This is a genomic window from Nonomuraea sp. NPDC048901 (assembly GCF_040649695.1).
GTDB lineage: Bacteria > Actinomycetota > Actinomycetes > Streptosporangiales > Streptosporangiaceae > Nonomuraea.
Genome location: NZ_JBEZFW010000006.1, coordinates 198905 through 216640, shown reverse-complemented (window position 1 = coordinate 216640; position 17736 = coordinate 198905). Strand labels below are relative to the sequence as shown.

Sequence of the window (17736 nt, the reverse complement as noted above, 5' to 3'; positions counted from 1 at the left end):
CGGGAGGCGGTCTGATGTCACGCCAGCTGCTCGGGGCCGCGATTGCGACGGCCCTGGCCGTAACGCTGACAGGCTGCGGCTCCGGGGGATCAAGTTCGGACGACGCGTTGGAGATCTGGATCAGGCAGGCGCCCGATTCCGACTCCGCGAAAACGGCTGTGAAACTGGCCGACGCGTTCACGAAGGCCAGCGGTATCAAAACGAAAGTCGTCGCGCTCTTCGACGACTTCGAGACGAAGCTTCAACAGCAGGCAGCTCAGAAGAAGCTACCTGACATCGTCATCAACGACACGGCCCAACTCGGCAACATGCACACGCAGGGCTGGCTGCAGGAGGTCGACAAGGCCAAGCTGGCCGGCGGCGACAAGGTGTCGGAGCAGGCATGGAAGGCCGCTCAGGGGTCCGACGGCAAGTACTACGGCACGCCGTTCTCCGCCCAGGCATTCGCCCTGATCATCCGCAAGGACTGGCGCGAGAAGGTCGGCATGGAGCCGCCCAAGACCTGGGACGACCTGGCTAAGCTGGCCGCGGCCTTCACCGACAAGGACCCGGACGGCAACGGCCAGAAGGACACGGCCGGTTTCGTGATCCCCGCCGGCACCAAGCGCGGCTACGCCTCCTGGTACGCCTCCTCGCTGATCTACGCCAACGGCGGCGACTTCGTGAAGGCCAACGGCGGCGGCAAGTTCAGCCCCGTCGTGAGCGACCCCAAGACCGTGGAGGCGGTCCAGTACCTGCAGGACCAGTTCTGCAAGGCCAAGACCGTCAACCCGGGCGCGGTCAGCAACGACACGACTGTCACCCACGAGGTGTTCGAGAAGGGGCAGGGCGGCATCTACCTGGTCGGCCCGTACGTGCTCGCCAGGTTCGTCAAGAGCATCGGGACCGACAAGATCGAGGTCGTACCGGTGCCCAAGGGCCCGTCGGGCGGCCCCGGCACCCTCGGTGAGGGCGAGAACGTCTACATGATGGCCGGCTCCGACAACGTCGAGGGCCAGAAGAAGTTCGCCGAGTTCGCGGTCTCCCCCGACGGCCAGCGCATCGGCATGAACAAGGACGCCAACGGCGCCATCGTCCGCCTGCCGGTCAACTCCCAGGTCGACATGGCCGCCGAACGCCAGGATCCGCGCTGGAAGGTGTTCCAGGAGGCCTACGCCAACGCGGTCTACGCACCGCCGGTGCCGAACTGGGCGCCGATCCGCCAGGACTCCGCCGACTCCATCAACACGGTGTGGGCCGACTGCTCAGCCAACGTCAAGACGGCGATGGACACCCTGAGCACCAAGCTCACCCAGGAACTGCAGACCCAGAAAGCATCATGACCCCCACGCTCACCCAGGCGCGGAGCCGCACGGAGACCCCCCGCCGCCGTCCCAAGCGGATGCGGCGGCGGGGGACCCTCCTCGCGTGGGCGTTCCTGTCGCCGGCCTTGCTGCTGTTCCTGTTCTTCAAGTTCATCCCCATGTTCGAGGGCCTGCGGATGAGCTTCTTCGAGGTCCGCTACGTCGGTGATCGATGGGTGGGTTTCGCCAACTACGCCACGATCATGACCGACGACGCCTTCGTCTCGGCCATCTGGCACAGCATCGTGCTGGCCCTGGGCACGACCGCGGGCTCGCTCGTCCTCGGCCTGCTGTTCGCACTGCTCATCGAGGGGCCGGCACGCTACCTGTGGTTCATCAGGACCGCTGCGTTCCTGCCGGTGGTGACCACGATGGCGGCGGTGGCCGAGGTCTGGCGGATCATGTACCACCCCGCCGACAGCGGCATGATCAACACCATCCTCGGCTGGATCGCCCTGGACCCGCAGCCCTTCCTGGCCAGCGAGCACTCCTCGCTGCTGTCGATCATGGGCATGAGCATCTGGCGCGGCACGCCGTACGACATGATGATCTTCCTCGCCGGGCTGGTCGGCGTGGACCGCACGCTGTACGAGGCCGCCGCCGTTGACGGCGCCACCACCTGGCACCGGCTGCGGCACATCACGCTGCCCGCGCTGCGCCCGGTGTTCTGGATCCTGTTCACCCTCGCCGCCATCCGCGGCATACGCGTCTTCGTCGAGGTGTACGTGCTGACGAACGGCGGGCCGAACGGATCGACCGAAGTGCTGATGACGTTGATCTACAAGCTCGGGTTCCAGAAGGGTGACCTGGGCACCGCGTCGGCCGGCGGGATCGTGCTGTTCGCGGTGACCCTGCTGCTCACGGTGCTGACCCAGGTCATGCGCAGGAGGCAGAACGCATGATGAGATTCGACAGCGCTCTCGGCCTGGAGTCCAGGCGGGGCCCTCTTGCCACGACCCTGAAGGTGCTGGTCTACGCCTTCATGGTGATCATCTTCACCGGGCCGCTGGTCGGGCTGCTGGTCAGCGCCTTCAGCAAGACGCTCGACCCGACCAGATTCTCGCTCTGGCCCGACGACTTCACCCTGGAGAACTTCGTCCAGGCCAGCAACAAGAACGTCTACCACTACCTGTTCAACTCGTTCGTGGTGGTCGGGTTCGGGCTGCTGCTCCAGATGCTCGTCAGCGTCTTCGCCGCCTACGCGCTCGCCCGCAAGAGGTTCAGGGGCATGGCGTTCGTGATGCTGATCATGCTGGCGACGATGATGCTGCCCGAGGAGATCATCGCAATACCGCTCTCGCTGGTGCTCGCCGACATGCCCATCATCCACGCCGATCTCATCGGCACGTACGCGGGCATGATCCTTCCGGTGGGCGCCTGGGGCTTCTCCATCCTGGTCATGACCGAGTTCATGAAGGAAGTGCCGGTCGAACTGGAGGAGGCCGCGCGCATCGACGGCGCGGGCGAACTGCGCATCTTCTTCGGCATCATCCTGCCGCTGTGTCGGCCCGCGCTCGGCGTCATCGGCGTCTTCGGCTTCACCATGATCTGGGATCAGTATCTGCTCCCGCTGATCGTGGCGCCCGAGTCCAGCATGTGGACCCTGCCCATCGCGCTGCGCTCCCTGCGCTCCGACGAGGAGGTCGGCATCGGCGTACTGCTCGCGGCATCACTGCTCGCGCTGCTGCCGTCGATCATCGCTTTCTTGGCTTTCCAACGGCAGTTCATGCGCGGCCTGACCAGCGGCGCCATCAAGGGTTAGGCGTCCATGTACCTGTCCATGTATCTGGATGGAATCCCATATGCTGACACTCTGAAGCCTCTGTCAAGATGGGATGAGTATGGAGCCCCAGCTAGTCAAGTCCGCCGAGCGGACGGTCCGCATCCTCGAGACTCTGGCCGCCTCCCACGAGACCCTGACACTGTCGGAGCTCCAGCAGCACACGGGCTTTCCACGCAGCTCCCTGCACGCCCTGATGCGCACCCTGGTCGAGCTGAACTGGGTCGAGACCGACTCCGCCAGATCGGCCTTCGGCATCGGGCCGCACGCCCTGCTGACCGGCACCGCGTACCTCGACAAGGACCCCGCCCTGCCCCTGGCCCAGGAGACGCTGGAGGACCTGCGCGCGGAGACCGGCCAGACCGCACATTTCGCCCGCCGCGACGAGGCACACGTCCTCTACCTGGCGACCAGGGAGTCGCGGGAGGCACACCACGTGATCCCCAGGGTGGGCCGGCGGCTGCCCGCCCACGTCACGGCGCTCGGCCAGGTGCTGCTCGCCCAGCTCACCGACGACGAGGTGGCGGCCCTGCTGCCGGACCCGCTGACGGCGATCACCGAGCACACCTTCACCGATCCGGCCAAGCTGATCGGGGAGCTCGACCAGGTACGCACCCGGGGCTGGGCCTACGAACGCGAACAGGGCACCCCGGGCGTGGCCTGCGTGGCGGTGGCGGTCGACTATCGGATCCCGGCCACGGACGCGATCAGCTGCTCGATGCCGGCGGGCCTGGAACCGGCCGAGATCGAGAAGGTCACGGACGCGGTGACCAGACACACGCGGAAGCTGGCTGCCACGCTTCGCCGGGAGGGCATCCGCTGATCGGCTGCGGGTCATCCGCTTCCGCTGATCCGTATCCGCTCCCCCGCTCGTCCACTGCCGCTCCGAGCTCAGCCACTTCAGTTTCGGGCTCACCCGCATCCGCCGCTGACCCGTATCCATGCCCCCGTTCGTCCACTGCCGCTCCGAGCTCAGCCACTTCAGCTTCGCGCTCACCCGCATGCGCTGATCCGCATCCCCTTCCCCGCGTGTCCGCTTCAGTTTCGGGCCCACCTGGATCCGCTGACCCACGTCCACGCCCCTGCGCATCCGCATCTGCTTGGCCCCCAGCCGGATTCACTGATCCGCATCCACCCACCCGCACATCTGCTCGCCCGCACATCCGCTTCGGGCTCACACGCGCATCCGCTTCGGGCTCGCCCGCACATCCGCTTCGGGCTCATCGGCTTCCGCTTATCCGCTCATCCGCTAGGAAGGATTGTTGATGCGGCTAGATGGTGTTCTCTTCTTTCCCGTGACCCCTTATGGCGCTGACGGCGACATAGCCGAGCAGACGATGGCCGAGCACGTCGCCAATGGGGTCGCCGCCGGAGCCGGAGGAGTGTTCACCGCGTGCGGCACAGGCGAGTTCAACGCGCTCGACGTCGCCGACTACACCAAGGTCGTGGCCACGTCGGTGCGGGCCACAGGCGGCCGGGTCCCGGTCTTCTCGGGCGCGGGCGGCCCGCTGCCCACCGCCAAGGCGTTCGCCCGCGCGGCGGCGGACAACGGAGCCGACGGCCTGCTGCTGATGCCCCCCTACCTGGTGACCGCTCCCCCGGACGGCCTGGTCCGCTACGTGCGTGAGGTGGCTTCAGCCGGCGGGCTGCCCGTCATCATCTATCACCGCGCCACCGCCCGCTTCTCCCCCTCAGCGGTGGCCGAGCTGGCCCAACTGCCCGAGATCATCGGCTTCAAGGACGGACTCGGCGACTTCGACCTGCTCCAGCGCATCATCCTGACCGTACGGCGGTCTACGGACCGGGAGTTCACTTTCTTCAACGGCCTGCCCACCGCCGAACTGACCGTCCCCGCCTACCGAGGGCTGGGCGTGACGCTGTACTCCAGCGCCGTCTTCGCCTTCGCACCGGAGATCGCACTGGCCTTCCACAAGGCGGTGAGCGGGGACGACGAGGTACTGGTGCAACGACTGCTCACCGACTTCTACCTGCCGCTGGTGGAGCTACGGGACCGGGTACCGGGATACGCGGTCTCGCTGGTCAAGGCAGGGGTCCGGTTGCGTGGGTTGGCGGTCGGTGGCGTACGGGCTCCCCTGGTCGACCCCTCTGCGGAGGATTTGCGGGAGCTGGAGCGCATCCTGGCCATCGGCTTGGAGATCGCCGGGGCCTGACCGGTCTTTATGAAGGCTTTTCAAGAGTCGCGGCGCTTCCCCCAGCCCCGCGACCGGTCCTGACCTCCACCTCCACCGGCTGCCTTCACCCACCCCACAACCGATCCAGGCCTTCGCCTCACCCCACAACCGATCCAAGCCTTCGCCTCACCCTCCAACCGATCCGCCCCTCCCACCCCCTGCCTTCACCCGCCCCGCGACCAACCAGACCGTCGGCAGCGTGCTACGCCACCACCAGGGGGCGGGCTACGCCTCCATCGGCGATCGGCTTCCCCCACGGTGACCTCGGCGTCGCCGCCGTCTCGAAGCCGTCCCCCGACTGGCTCGACGCGGGCCAGCCGCCCCCGACCGTCCCGCCCACTGACGGACGTGCGCGCCAGCGACCTGCACCCACCGAGCGAACGTGCGCGCCGGCGACCTGCACCACCGATGGGACGGACGCGTTGACTGGCCGGCGGAATGATGGGACGACGGACAGCGGGACAGCGACGGACCCGCGAAAGCACACGTCATCAGCGGCGGCTACGACCCTCTCGCGACGCCGGCGAGCACCTCGCCATTCCCTCCCTGCCTGAGGCGTTCGACGTGCTCGTCCACCTGCACCGCGTGTCTCCGGCGCGGCCGCTACCCCGCAAAGCGCGTTCGCGCACCTCCTGCCGGATGCATCGAGAGGTCGCTCAACCGGTAAGGCAGACACCTTCTAAAAAAATATAGATTGGTGATAGTGTCCTGGCTTCCGGATGAAAGGAAGACGATGATCGTGATGGAGCAGGCGGCCCAGACAATGCGGGCACTGGCCCTTGATGAGGACCTCAAGGACCGAGTCGCCGCAGATCCCGCACTGCGCGAGCTGGCCTGGCGGGTGGCCGAACGGTACGTCGGCGGCCAGACAGTCGGCGAGGCGCTCGCCCGGGCCGCCCTGCTCAACGCGGAGGGCAGCGCCGTCACCCTTGACTACATGGGCGAGAGCTGCCGCGACGCCGACCTGGCCACGGCCGAGACCGAGGTGTTCCTGGACCTGTCACGGCAGGCCGCAGCGCGCGGGGTGAACTGCTCGGTATCCCTCGACCTGTCCCACATCGGCTCCGTGGTGGACCGCGAGCTGGGGTTGGCCAACGCCACCCGGCTGGCCGAGGCCACCGCCGCCGCGGGCCAGGAGATGATGATCTCGATGGAGGGAACCGATCGTACGGACCTCATCCTGTGGACTCACGAACGCCTCTGCGGGCGTTTCGACCATGTCGGCGTCACCATCCAGGCCCGCCTGCACCGCACTGACGAGGACCTGCCCCGCCTGCTGACGCGACCCGGCCGCATCCGCCTGGTGAAGGGCGCCTACCTCGAACCCGAGTCCATCGCCCACCACCGCGACAGCCGCGAGCTGCCGGCGGTCTACCTCGCGTACGCGACCCGCCTGCTGGACAGCGGCCACCTCTGCTCGATCGCCACCCACGACCTCGACCTCCTCGACGAACTGCAGCCGCACATGCGGCAGGACTCCGGCGCCTACGAGGTCGAGATGCTGCTGGGACTCGGCATCGATCAGCTGCGGACGATGCGGGATCGCGGGCATCCGGTCAGGGAGTACGTTGTGTTCGGCACCCAGTGGTGGCTGTACGTCTGCAACCGCATCGCCGAGAACCCGGCCCGCCTGTTCCAGGCTCTGGTAGACGCCACCCAGCGCACATAGACCCTTACCGGAGCAGGGAATGCCAGCCTGGCCCGCACACCGGCCGGGCCCACCTCGGCTACGACCGCGCCCTCGCCCACCTCGGACCACTGACGACGACAATTTCGCCCGCCCGGGCTCCCTATCGCCACTGGCCGTTCACTTGCTGCTCAACCCCTCACATCACCAGACAGCAACACACGCCGCTTACCCCGCCACCAACCCACACCCCCGCCACGCCACCAAGCAGCAACAAGCCGCGCCCCTCTACCCCAACGCCAAAGCCCATCTTCCCCACATCACGAGACAGCAAGACGCGCCCTCCCACCCCAACACCAGGGCGCGTCTCTGCCGCATCCCATCCCTAACTAACGCCCCAGCGCGCCATCCACCCGTCGCGGGACACCCAGCGGGTTGTCGTCCCTGAGCTCCTCCGGAAGCAGCTCACCGGGCCAGTCCTGGTACGCCGTCGGCACCAGCCACCGGTCGATGGCCGTCGCGCCGACCGACGTGTGCGCTGCCGACGTCGAAGCCGGCCACGGACCGCCGTGATGCATCGCCCAGCACACCGCCACCCCGGTGGGCCACCCGTTCCAGATCAGCCGCCCGGCCTTACGCCCGAGCACCTCGGCGACCTCACCGGCCTCGCTGGGGTCGGTGGCATGCACGGTGGCCGTCAGCGACCCTTCCAGCCGCTCCAGCACGGCCCGCAGGTCCGAAATTTCGCGATAAGTCACGACGATCGACGCCGGACCGAAGCACTCTTCGTTGATGCCCGGCAACTTCGCCGCGAACGAGTCGAGATCCGTGGTGAACACCGTGGGCGTGACGGCCAAGCTACCCTCTCCCGCCTTGCCCTCGGCCAGCACCGGCAGCTCACCAAGCCGCTGCAGCCCGCCCAGGTAGCCGTCCCTGATCCGCTCACCCAGCATCGGCCCGCCGGTGGTCCCCTCCACGGCCGCGGCCAGCGCCTTGCGCAGCTCATCGTCCTCGGGCACGAACATCAGCCCGGGATTCGTACAGAACTGCCCGACCCCCATAGTCAACGATGTAGCGAACCCGGTGGCCACCTCCGCCATGGGCGCGGACGGCAGTACGACGACCGGGTTGACGCTGCCCAGCTCCCCGAAGAACGGGATCGGCACCTCTCGCTGGTCGATCAGCCCCTGGATCGCCTTGCCGCCCGGGACCGACCCGGTGAACCCGGCCGCGACCACGCCCGGGTGCTGCACCAGGTCGGCGCCCGCCTGCATGCCCTGCACCAGTCCCAGCAGGTCGGGGTACGGCAGGGCCTTGCGGACGATGCGAGCGACCTGCTCGGAGGTGTTGGGGTGGCCCGGATGCGCCTTCACCACGACCGCGCAACCGGCGGCCAGCGCCGATGCGGTGTCGCCACCCGCCACGGAGAACGCGAACGGGAAGTTGCTCGCCGCGAACACCGCGACCACGCCGGCCAGCGGCTGCTTCATCCGGCGTACGTCGGGCCTGGGCGGGGTTGCCGAGGGGTCGGCGTGGTCGACGATGGCGTCGAGGTAGCCACCATCTCTGATCACCTGGGCGAACAGCCGGAACTGGCCGGCCGTACGAGCGACCTCGCCGCGCAGTCGTACCTCTCCCAGCGCGGTCTCACTGTCGGCGATCTGCCACAGCTCGTCCACCTTCGCGGTGAGAGCGTCGGCGACGGCCTCCAGTGCTTCGGCCCGCTCGGCGGCGGGAGTCGCCCGCCAGGCCGCACCTGCGGCGGCCGCGGCGGAAACAACCATGTCGACCCCGGCGCGGTCGGTTTCAGGCAGGGCGCTGCCCACGGTCTCGCCGGTCCTGGGGTTGTGTCCGTAGATCATCGAATGGCCCTTCGGAGTCTTGACACTTCTTCATATTGATTCTTACAGTTGCGACAACCTGTCCACAAACCTGGCACTTGTTCACATATATGGACGGCGGTCATATGATCATCAGGCAGATCCACGTCACCCCCGTAGCTTTCAAGGATCCGCCACTGTTGAACGCCGCCGGCGTACACGAACCCTGGGCGCTGCGGACGATCGTCGAGGTGGTCACCGACGAGGGGCTGAGCGGCCTCGGCGAGACGTACGGTGACCTGGGGCACCTCACCAAGGTACGCGAATGCGCCGAGGCACTGGTCGGCGTGGATGTGCATGCCACGAACGAGATGTATGTCAGGATCAGCGCGCTCGTCGGCGATGTAGTGACCGATATGCACGGCTTGACCGGGGTCGCGACCCAGGAGAAGAGCATCGATCGGGTGTTCGCGGCCTTCGAGGTGGCTTGTCTGGACATTCGCGGCAAGGCAGCCGGCGTGCCGGTCGTCGATCTGCTGGGCGGCCGGGTACGCGACGCTGTGCCGTACAGCGCCTATCTCTTCTACAAGTGGGCGGGGCATCCGGGCGGCGAGCCCGACAGGTTCGGCGCGGCGCTCGACCCGGCGGGGCTGGTCGAGCAGGCATCGATGCTGATCAAGGAGTACGGTTTCGCGTCGATCAAGCTCAAAGGCGGCGTGTTCGCACCTCAGGAAGAAGTCGAGGCGATCATAGCCCTGCGGGAGGCCTTCCCGGGCGTGCCTCTCCGTCTGGACCCGAACGCTGCTTGGACCGTCGAGACCTCGATCCAGGTAGGCCAGGCGCTCGAAGGCAGCCTGCAGTATCTGGAGGACCCCACGCCCGGAATCCCCGGAATGTCGAAGGTCGCCGGCGAAGTCCCGATGCCGCTGGCCACGAACATGTGCGTGGTGACGCCCGAGCACCTTCCGCCCGCCATCGCCACCCAGGCGATCGGAGTGCTGCTGCTCGACCACCATTACTGGGGCGGACTCGTACGTTCCTCGCATATCGCCGCACTGTGTGACACGTTCGGGCTGGAGCTGTCCATGCACTCCAACTCGCACCTTGGGATCAGCCTGGCCGCGATGACCCACCTGGCCGCCGCCACGCCGAACCTCACCCACGCCTGCGACACCCACACGCCATGGCAGAACGGGCAGGACGTAGTCGCACCGGGCGCATTGCGGTTCGTGGACGGCGCCGTACCCGTGCCGGACGGGCCCGGTCTCGGCATCGAACTGGACCGTGACGCCCTGGCCATGATGCATGAGCAATATCTCGCGTGCGGAATCACCGAGCGCGACGACACCACCTATATGCAGCGCTTCGAGCCTGCTTTCTCTGCGAGGAGACCGCGCTGGTGAACGTGGCCTACGCCTACCCCTGGGACATCGTCGGTGACCCGTCGGCCCCTTCGCGCCTCGCGGAGCTGGGCGTCGAGGCCGTCGCGTTGGCGGCCAGCTATCACTCCACCCGTGCGGCAACGCCGTATCACCCCGCCCACCGAGTGCTGGATGTCCCACAATCGGCTTTCTACCTGCCAGTTCGGCCCTCCTCCTGGGGGCGCCTGACACCGGCCTCCCCAACCTGGACACCCACGGACGCCTACCTGCAAGCCCGGGACGCCCTGAAGGCCGTCGGACTTCAGGTACACGCATGGACGGTGTTGACACACAACTCCTTCCTGGGCGGTCTGCACCCTGAACTGGTAGTACGTAACGCATTCGGTGATCCCTATCCATATGCGCTGTGTCCGGCTTTCAAGGACGTGATCGAGTACTGCGAGCGTCTGGTCAGCGAGATCCTGACCGTCGGCGAACCGGATGGCCTCATCCTCGAGGCGTGCGGCCCCATGGGCTTCGGGCACCAGAGCGTGCACGAGAAGACGGTCGGCGCCGACTGGACGTCCGTACACAGTGACCTGCTGACGCTCTGCTTCTGTACGGCCTGCGCTCCCCGTTACCCAGAGGGCACCAGAGAACACGTACGCGCGGCCATCGACGGCCCTCCCGCTAGGGCCGTAACCTCTCCCGCGACGAGCAGGAACGACCAGGCATCTCCGGCGCCGACCTCTTCCGCACCGTCTGCTTCCTCATCAGCATCTGCATCGCCGTCTGCCGCCGCGCAAGCAGCTGCGTCACGGACTTCTGCCTCATCAGCAGCCGCATCGCCAACTGCTGCCTCACCAGCGACTGCGTCGCCGGCTTCTGGCTCGCCATCATCTCCCGAGACCGTGGAAGCCGCCCTCGGTCCATTCGCCGACGATGTCCGAAACGTACGCGTAGAACTGTCGGCATCATTGCGCACTCGTCTCATCACCGTGGCCCGCAAGACAGCGCCGAACGTACCCATCACCCTGCACGCCAACCCCGACCCTTGGGCCGCCAGCTCGTTCGCCGCCCTCCCCACCGGCGAGCCCGGAGCGGAGGTGCTGGTGGGCAACTGCTGGGGCGACCCGGCCTCGGACGCCGCCCGCCTGGCCAGACTGGGCGAACTCTGCGGCCCCGGCCAGCGAGTGGGCGCATATGTCCTGGCTCTTCCTCCACGCCCCGCCGACGGCCAGGCACTCGCCGAGCAACTCAGAACGTACGCCAAGGCAGGCGCCACGGACTTCCACCTCTACCACGCCGGTCTCGCCTCCCCCCGCCGTCTGGCCGCCATGGCCGAAGCCCTACGCCTCATCCGCTGACCGCCCACCGCTCAGCTCGTCCTGCCGCAACCCTCTTGATCAAGTGAGTGGCCGCCACTCACTTGGTCAAGTCGCGTGGCCGCCACTCACTTGGTCAAGTCGCGTGGCCGCCACCCCTTGGTCAAGTCGCGTGGCCGCCACCCCTTGGTCAAGTCGCGTGGCCGCCGCCCCTTGGTCAAGTCGCGTGGCTGCCACCCTTGATCAAGCCGTGTCACTGCCACCCACTTGATCAAGCCACCTCGAATGCGCACCCCCGAACGGCCCCTGCCGTCCGCCCACTGCGCCCATCAACCACCTGGCCGTCTCCTCGGCCTGGTCGATCATCTGTTGCGGATATCCCAGCAGCACCTGGTGATCGGCGAACTCGTCCTCATCGTCCAGAATCAACCGCCCGTCACGCATCCTGATCACGTCGAGGTCGAGGTCGAGCATGGTCACCTCACCATCACGCCACTCGGGAACGGTAGTGACATCCACATACACCTCAGCCCGATGCGGCGGCGAGTTGAAGGACGCCGTCCACCACCCGTCCCGCGGGAACAACATGATGGCCGCGGTCTCCCACACAATCGGCTGCCCTTCCCCTTTACGAGCAACCGTCCCGCCCGGCACCGCGACCCACACGCCGTGCTCATCCTCGCCGAGCACCTTCGCGGAATGGTTCCAGTGCAACGCCCCGCCGTACTTCCGGAAGACAACCCTCACATCGGTCACTCCAGGGACGCTACCGGACCATCACTCAGATCCTGCGCTCCCCAAACCTCCGACCAACATCCCCCGACGCATCACGTTCCCTAACTCACCGACCAACATCCCGCTCTTTCCTCGCACCCCGACTACAGCCCCCACCCGCACCCCATTCCCTAGCCCACCAACCAACAGCCTTCACCGCACCGACCCCACCGGCCAACAGACCCCCGACCGCTCCGCATCCCAGCGCTCCATCCCCTCAACGACGGCCGAATTCTTCACGCGTCGTCGACATGCCGATCTCGCCCGCGTGCTCCCACCCACCAACGCTCCTGCCCTTCCTTAAGGCTCCGATCACAGCTCACCACTTCACCCGCACTCCCAAACCCCCCAACCACAGCCTTCACCGCACCACAGCACAGCCCTCCATCCCCAACCTCACCCACACTCCCGAACCCCCAAGCAACAGCCTTCACCGGACCGCACCCCAGCGCCCCTCCGCGACCTCACCCGGACTCCATAGCCCGCCGAGCAATACTCCCGAGCCTTCCGCCACAGCTCACCCAGCGATAGCCCCACCCCACGCACTCCCTAGCTCACCGACAACATCCAGCACCCGGCGAACCCTTCTGCGCCGTCCACTCATCGAGGCCCCAACAGCCCGATGCCACCTGTACTCCCTAGCCCGCCAACCAACACCCCCGGCCCCGTCGGCGCCCCTAACCCGCCGACCAACGAACCAACTCTCTGATCAACGAACCGCAGATACGAGCCCACTCTCGTACGCCACGATGACAAGCTGTGCCCGGTCCCGAGCATCGAGCTTGGCCAGGAGCCGCCCGATGTGGGTCTTGACCGTGGCGAGACTGAGATGAAGATGGGCGGCGATCTCGGTGTTGGAGAGACCCCGAGCGATCAGGATGAGAACCTCCCGCTCCCGCTCCGTAACGCCATGCAGCCCCTTGACCTGTAACGACGCAGGCGTGCGGGTGAACTCCTCGATCAGCCTGCGCGTCACCCTCGGAGCCAGCAACGCCTCACCAGCCGCGACCACGCGAATGGCGGCGACCAGATCGGCCGGCGGGGTGTCCTTGAGCAGGAACCCACTGGCTCCAGCACGGAGTGCGTCGTAAACGTAGGCGTCGAGGTCGAACATGGTCACGATCAGGACCCGAGCCACATCTCCTATCCGCCTAGTGGCCTCGATGCCATCCATTTCCGGCATGCGCACGTCCATGAGAACCACATCAGGCCGCTCCTCCAGAGCAACGGCCACCGCCTCGGCTCCCGTCGCGGCCTCACCTACAACGGTCAGATCGGGCTCCGAGTCGACCAATACCTTGAAGCTCCCCCTGAGCAGCGCCTGGTCATCGGCGACAAGAACACGGATCACGAAGTGCCCCCATAAGGCAACCGGGCTGACACCCGAAACCCTCGCCCAGGTAGACGCCCGGCCTCGAACACTCCGTCGTACATCATGACCCGCTCCCGCATTCCGATCAGTCCGTGTCCCGTTCCCTCCACCTGCAGTGTGCGACGGCCCGGACCGTCGTCAATCACCTCGATCCGCACCTCCATCACGTCGGCCACCACCGATATCCGGCACCGGGCCGGTGCCGCATGCTTCACCACGTTGGTGAGCGCCTCCTGGACGATCCGATAGACCGACAACTCCACACCCTCAGGCAGCCCAACCCCGAGCCGTGAGCCATCTCCTCCCTCGCGCATGCCTAGGCCGTCCTCGCCTCCGTCCCGGGCTCTCTGGCTGGCTCTGTCATGGACCCGTTGGCGTGCCCTGTCCTGGGCCTGTTGACTTGTCCCCTCTTGGGCCCGTTGAGCGGCCCCGTCCTGACTCCACTGGCCAGCCTCACCCAGGTCCCTCTGGTCGGTACCACCCCGGACCCACTGGCCGGTACCGTCCTGGGCCGTTTGACCGGTCACATCCTGGAAGCCCAGACCGGCCCCACCCCGGACCCTCTGGCCGGTACCGGCCCGGGCATCAGTCCGGCCACCAACCCACTCCTGGCCTCCCCCACCGTCCCTGGTCGCAACGTCGGCACCCTCCATAGGCGCACTGTCCCGGTTTGCACGATTGGTACTAGACCCAGCCGCGCGATTGCCCTTGTCGTCCTTGCGATCAGCCCGCGAATGCGGTGCGACATCATCTCCACGGTTCCGGCCTCCCCCGGCCGCCAACCGGAGGTCCAGCTCTACCTCCACGCCCGCCAATCTGGCCTGCTCGGCCAGCCGTGGGAGGCCGCTGAGGTCCGGTGCGGGGCCACGGTCAGGCGTCTCGTCTGAGCGGAGGACGCCGAGCAAGTGGCGCATCTCGACGAGCGCGCTCCGGCTGGCGGTCTCGATCACCCGCAACGCATCGTGTGCCTCCTCCGGTCTGGTGGCCATCACATGATTGGCCACGCCCGCCTTGACCGCGATCAATCCCACGCTGTGCGCAACGACATCGTGCAGCTCACGGGCGATGCGCAACCGCTCCTCCGCCACAGCCTGTCCAGCCAGGCGCTCGGCATCGCGCGCCGCATAGTGTCTTCGTTCTCGTACGGCTCGCCCGACCGTCCACGCGCCGCCCAGTGCGGCGATGCCGATGAGCGGCTGGTCGAGATTCGTCAGCCACGCGGGGCCCGCCGGCTGCGGCGCACCGCCGGCGACCACCATTCCGACCAGCGTGACCAGTGTGAGCACACCGATCGCCGAGGTCGGAACCCACGCACCCCGGGCATCGGCCAGGGCGACGACATAGAGCGCGTAGGCAGGCGAGATATAAGCGGATGAGACCCCTAACACCGCGGCGACCACGATGGAGACTGTCAGCACGAAGCAGAAGACGGGCAACGGCCACACTCTGCGCATCGCCAGCGGCAAACCCAGCCCCAGGATAAGAGTCAGCCTCGCCCACGGCGGCAGCGCCCACCCACTCGTCGCGGCCGTGAGGAACATGAGACAGAAGCCCAACCCTGCCAGCAGGTCCAGCCCGATCAGCTGGCGACGGCTCAAGCGAGCGGTGAAGAGGGAGGGGGATTCGTTCACGCGTTGACCGTAGTGGTTGAGGGTGGGCCTGCACGTCAGACTGGGGTCTGACCTTGAGGTTCGGACCGTGGTCCGATGTGGCGAACGCCCGCCGTACCTCATTCTTTACCGCGTGATCGAACTCAACCGCCTGACCAAACGCTACGGCGACACGCTCGCCGTCGACAATCTGTCCTTCAAGATAGAGCCCGGCCACGTGACCGGATTCCTGGGCCCCAACGGTGCCGGCAAATCCACCACGATGCGCCTGATCCTCGGCCTCGACTCCGCCACCTCGGGCCAGGCATTCATCAACGGGCGACGATACACCTCGCTGAGCAGGCCCATGCGTGAGGTGGGCGCGCTGCTGGACGCAAGCGCCGTACACGGCGGGCGCAGGGCCTACGACCATCTGTTGTGCCTGGCGCGCACCAATGACATCGGCCCGACGCGAGTGGCCGAGGTTCTCGAACAGGTGGGCCTGGCCGGGGTGGCACGCAAGAGGGTGGGCGGCTTCTCACTCGGCATGAAGCAGCGCCTCGGCATCGCGGCCGCCCTGCTCGGCGACCCGGGCACGCTGATGTTCGACGAACCGGTCAATGGACTCGATCCCGACGGGGTGCGCTGGATTCGCGAGTTAATGCGCTCCTTGGCCAAGGAGGGCAGGACCATCCTGCTCTCCAGCCACCTGATGAGCGAGATGGCGCTGACGGCCGAGCGCATCATCATCCTCGGCCGAGGCAAGCTGATCATGGAAGCCACCGTGGCGGAGCTCACTGAGCGCTACCCGTCGCTCGAAGACGCCTACCTTGCCCTGACGGCGAGCAGCGTGGAATACGGAGCCGCACGATGAGGACAATCCTGTCTTCCGAATGGTTGAAGCTGCGCTCGGTCACCTCGACCTATCATGCGCTCGGAGTGGCTGCGCTCACGGTGCTCCTCGGCATGATCTGGACTTTCTACGTCAGCGGCTTGGCGGATGAACGCGGATCACTGCGAGCGGCGGCCCCTGAACAGGGCTTCCTGCCACTGATCCAAATCAGCCTGGCTGTCCTCGGCGTGCTGGCCATCACTGCGGAGCAGGCCAGCGGCATGATCCGCACAAGTCTCACAGTCGTTCCCAAGAGAGGGACCTTACTGCTGGCCAAGGCCGGGGTGGTCGCCGCCGTTACCTTCGTCGCCGCCAACTCGATCATTATCCTCACGTACGTGACGAGCCGCCTCATAGCGGGCGAGCGCCACTTGCAGTTCAACGAGTCTTCTCTGGCCAACGACCTGCCGATGCTGCTCGCCTCCGGGCTGTCGGTGACCGTGCTCGCATTGGTGGGCCTCGGCTTGGGCGTAGCCACTCGATCCACGGCGGCGGCGATCGTTTCGGTCGTGTCGCTACTGTTCGTCCTGCCCGGCATCGCCAATTACCTGCCAGCCCCGTGGAACACCCGCGTGGCCGCCCTCATGTTGCCCAACCTCGTGCCGCAGATCGCCGACCAGCGGCTTTCCAGGCGACTGGGCGACGGTTTCCTACCTCCCTGGGCCGCGCTCGTGGTGCTCGCCACCTACGCGATCATCGCACTCGCGGCGGGGTTCTACCTGTTCAAAAGGAGAGACGCGTGAGTGTGCTGGCATCGGAGTGGCTGAAGGTCCGCACCGTTCGCTCCAGCTATCTAATGCTGGGGCTGAGCTTGGGCGGCATTCTGCTGGGCGCTGCGGTCGCCTGGGCGGCGGTCGGGACGTACGACAACGCCACCCCTGCGCAGCAGGCTCATGCCGCCATCGCGGATCTGGAGGAAGTGGTGCTGATGGTGCCACAACTCTGCATGGGCGTCCTCGGCGTCCTCACGATCACGTCCGAATACACAACAGGACTGATCAGAACAAGCCTCGCCATAGTGCCGAGACGCTGGCCGGTCCTAGCGGGAAAGTCAGTGATTGTCGGTCTACTCGGTCTGGTCACCGGTCCGATGGTGGTGTTCGGGACATACGTCGCCGCCCGTTGGATGATTGGCGACCGCTTCGGCGGTTCCTACACGATTCCCTTCCTCGACAGACTGCCAACGCTTATTACGTCGAGCCTTACGGTGGCGGTATTCGCGCTGCTCGGGCTAGGACTGGGCGCCACCTTACGCTCCACGGCGGGAGCGATCACGATCCTCGTGGGTCTCGTGTACGTGATCCCAATAATCGTGGGCAATCTGCCCGAGCCCTGGAGCGAACGCCTCGGCTCGGTGATGATCGGAGCGCTCCCGCGCGAGATCGCCGGCGACGATCTCACGCACTCGGTGTACGGCTCGCTGCTTTCTCCTGTCGCCGCGGCCATGGTGCTGATCGCCTACGCCGTGCTGCCGTTGCTCGTCGGTACATGGCTAATGCGCCGGAAAGATGCCTAAGCCGCCGACACACTCAGCGTGGATGACGTCCCTCAGAGCGGCGTAGTTTCTCATCCACTCAGCCCTGTTCGCCCACGTAGGAAACGCACAGGGAGATCGTTGATCCACCGCTGAGCGGGACACCACCTCAGTGTGCAAAGGAGAT

General features: G+C 66.7%; 15 protein-coding genes. 11 read left to right on the top strand and 4 right to left on the bottom strand.

Features of this window, described 5'->3' with window-relative positions; all coding sequences use genetic code 11:
* Positions 1-14 precede the first annotated feature (14 nt).
* The 6 genes from AB0C30_RS22275 to AB0C30_RS22250 all read left to right on the top strand — a co-directional run bounded on the left by AB0C30_RS22275 (position 15) and on the right by AB0C30_RS22250 (position 6984).
* Positions 15-1322, top strand: coding sequence for a sugar ABC transporter substrate-binding protein (locus tag AB0C30_RS22275; RefSeq protein ID WP_357946893.1), 1308 nt, complete (start codon positions 15-17; stop codon positions 1320-1322).
* Complete coding sequence (locus AB0C30_RS22270) at positions 1319-2245, top strand: sugar ABC transporter permease (RefSeq protein ID WP_357946891.1); 927 nt, start codon at positions 1319-1321, stop codon at positions 2243-2245. Before AB0C30_RS22275 ends, AB0C30_RS22270 begins: the two co-directional genes overlap by 4 nt.
* Positions 2242-3105: a carbohydrate ABC transporter permease gene (locus tag AB0C30_RS22265; protein ID WP_357946888.1), complete on the top strand. Its 864-nt coding sequence runs from the start codon at positions 2242-2244 to the stop codon at positions 3103-3105. Before AB0C30_RS22270 ends, AB0C30_RS22265 begins: the two co-directional genes overlap by 4 nt.
* A gap of 79 nt (positions 3106-3184) precedes the next feature.
* On the top strand, positions 3185-3946 hold the full coding sequence (locus tag AB0C30_RS22260) for an IclR family transcriptional regulator (RefSeq protein ID WP_357946885.1): 762 nt from the start codon (positions 3185-3187) through the stop codon (positions 3944-3946).
* A gap of 442 nt (positions 3947-4388) precedes the next feature.
* Positions 4389-5294, top strand: a complete 906-nt coding sequence (locus AB0C30_RS22255; protein ID WP_357946882.1) for a 5-dehydro-4-deoxyglucarate dehydratase — start codon at positions 4389-4391, stop codon at positions 5292-5294.
* Between the two features lie 754 nt (positions 5295-6048).
* Positions 6049-6984: a proline dehydrogenase family protein gene (locus AB0C30_RS22250; protein ID WP_357946879.1), complete on the top strand. Its 936-nt coding sequence runs from the start codon at positions 6049-6051 to the stop codon at positions 6982-6984.
* 347 nt (positions 6985-7331) lie between these two features.
* On the opposite strand, the gene AB0C30_RS22245 is transcribed toward AB0C30_RS22250, so the two are convergent.
* A complete protein-coding gene (locus AB0C30_RS22245) occupies positions 7332-8804 on the bottom strand; it encodes an aldehyde dehydrogenase (NADP(+)) (RefSeq protein WP_357946876.1) in 1473 nt (490 codons plus the stop codon).
* A gap of 104 nt (positions 8805-8908) precedes the next feature.
* On the opposite strand from AB0C30_RS22245, the gene AB0C30_RS22240 reads away from it, so the two are divergent.
* Together AB0C30_RS22240 and AB0C30_RS22235 are read left to right on the top strand one after the other, a co-directional pair.
* Complete coding sequence (locus AB0C30_RS22240) at positions 8909-10165, top strand: glucarate dehydratase family protein (RefSeq protein WP_357946874.1); 1257 nt, start codon at positions 8909-8911, stop codon at positions 10163-10165.
* A 956-nt stretch (positions 10166-11121) separates the two neighbouring features.
* Positions 11122-11490, top strand: a complete 369-nt coding sequence (locus tag AB0C30_RS22235) for a hypothetical protein (protein ID WP_357946872.1) — start codon at positions 11122-11124, stop codon at positions 11488-11490.
* 201 nt (positions 11491-11691) lie between these two features.
* On the opposite strand, the gene AB0C30_RS22230 is transcribed toward AB0C30_RS22235, so the two are convergent.
* The 3 genes from AB0C30_RS22230 to AB0C30_RS22220 all read right to left on the bottom strand — a co-directional run bounded on the left by AB0C30_RS22230 (position 11692) and on the right by AB0C30_RS22220 (position 15225).
* On the bottom strand, positions 11692-12204 hold the full coding sequence (locus tag AB0C30_RS22230; RefSeq protein WP_357946869.1) for a DUF402 domain-containing protein: 513 nt from the start codon (positions 12202-12204) through the stop codon (positions 11692-11694).
* Positions 12205-12931: 727 nt separating this feature from the next.
* Entirely contained in the window at positions 12932-13573 is a 642-nt protein-coding gene (locus AB0C30_RS22225; RefSeq protein WP_357946867.1) for a response regulator transcription factor, read from the bottom strand.
* Complete coding sequence (locus AB0C30_RS22220; protein WP_357946864.1) at positions 13570-15225, bottom strand: histidine kinase; 1656 nt, start codon at positions 15223-15225, stop codon at positions 13570-13572. The genes AB0C30_RS22225 and AB0C30_RS22220 overlap by 4 nt, the downstream gene beginning before the upstream one ends.
* Positions 15226-15337: 112 nt before the next feature.
* Between AB0C30_RS22220 and AB0C30_RS22215 the strand changes: the two genes are divergently transcribed.
* The 3 genes from AB0C30_RS22215 to AB0C30_RS22205 are packed head-to-tail and all read left to right on the top strand — an operon-like array spanning position 15338 to position 17591.
* On the top strand, positions 15338-16057 hold the full coding sequence (locus AB0C30_RS22215) for an ATP-binding cassette domain-containing protein (protein ID WP_357946861.1): 720 nt from the start codon (positions 15338-15340) through the stop codon (positions 16055-16057).
* Entirely contained in the window at positions 16054-16818 is a 765-nt protein-coding gene (locus AB0C30_RS22210) for an ABC transporter permease subunit (protein ID WP_357946859.1), read from the top strand. Before AB0C30_RS22215 ends, AB0C30_RS22210 begins: the two co-directional genes overlap by 4 nt.
* Positions 16815-17591: an ABC transporter permease subunit gene (locus tag AB0C30_RS22205; protein WP_357946857.1), complete on the top strand. Its 777-nt coding sequence runs from the start codon at positions 16815-16817 to the stop codon at positions 17589-17591. Before AB0C30_RS22210 ends, AB0C30_RS22205 begins: the two co-directional genes overlap by 4 nt.
* Positions 17592-17736: the final 145 nt, after the last annotated feature.

Excerpts from the sequence above, each read along its gene's own strand:
- AB0C30_RS22250 (WP_357946879.1), top strand. The coding sequence starts at position 6,049 with ATGATCGTGATGGAGCAGGCGGCCCAGACAATGCGGGCACTGGCCCTT.
- AB0C30_RS22240 (WP_357946874.1), top strand. The coding sequence starts at position 8,909 with ATGATCATCAGGCAGATCCACGTCACCCCCGTAGCTTTCAAGGATCCG.
- AB0C30_RS22210 (WP_357946859.1), top strand. The coding sequence starts at position 16,054 with ATGAGGACAATCCTGTCTTCCGAATGGTTGAAGCTGCGCTCGGTCACC.
- AB0C30_RS22265 (WP_357946888.1), top strand. The coding sequence starts at position 2,242 with ATGATGAGATTCGACAGCGCTCTCGGCCTGGAGTCCAGGCGGGGCCCT.
- AB0C30_RS22275 (WP_357946893.1), top strand. The coding sequence starts at position 15 with ATGTCACGCCAGCTGCTCGGGGCCGCGATTGCGACGGCCCTGGCCGTA.
- AB0C30_RS22260 (WP_357946885.1), top strand. The coding sequence starts at position 3,185 with ATGGAGCCCCAGCTAGTCAAGTCCGCCGAGCGGACGGTCCGCATCCTC.
- AB0C30_RS22255 (WP_357946882.1), top strand. The coding sequence starts at position 4,389 with ATGCGGCTAGATGGTGTTCTCTTCTTTCCCGTGACCCCTTATGGCGCT.
- AB0C30_RS22245 (WP_357946876.1), bottom strand. The coding sequence starts at position 8,804 with ATGATCTACGGACACAACCCCAGGACCGGCGAGACCGTGGGCAGCGCC.
- AB0C30_RS22270 (WP_357946891.1), top strand. The coding sequence starts at position 1,319 with ATGACCCCCACGCTCACCCAGGCGCGGAGCCGCACGGAGACCCCCCGC.